This is a genomic window from Psychrobacter sp. CAL346-MNA-CIBAN-0220, assembly GCF_040309805.1.
GTDB lineage: Bacteria > Pseudomonadota > Gammaproteobacteria > Pseudomonadales > Moraxellaceae > Psychrobacter.
Genome location: NZ_JBEOPF010000222.1, coordinates 1 through 276, shown reverse-complemented (window position 1 = coordinate 276; position 276 = coordinate 1). Strand labels below are relative to the sequence as shown.

The window sequence follows — 276 nt, the reverse complement described above, 5'->3', positions numbered from 1 at the left end:
ATACTTCACCAGCCACAAAGATGTCGCCTTGCATCTTACCGGTAGCGACAACGCCTGAGTTTTCAGCAAATAAATCTGGCAAAATACCTTGATAGGTCACAGGTACGGTCGATTGAAAATCCGTGATGGCAAACTCAACGTTCAATGGATTGTCTTCGGCGCGTTGAACACTACCCGCGACTACCATACCACCAGCACGAATACGCTTGTCTTGCGGTGCCTCACCTTGCGCAATCGCGGTAGCATCAAAGTAGTAATCAGTCTGTTGCCCAATAG

At 48.6% G+C, this 276-nt stretch carries 1 protein-coding gene; it reads right to left on the bottom strand.

Annotated elements, in window-relative coordinates; translation table 11 throughout:
* Positions 1–276, bottom strand: a 276-nt coding sequence (locus AAEY88_RS13405) for a cytochrome c maturation protein CcmE (RefSeq protein WP_350563179.1), incomplete at both ends; no start/stop codon positions are given.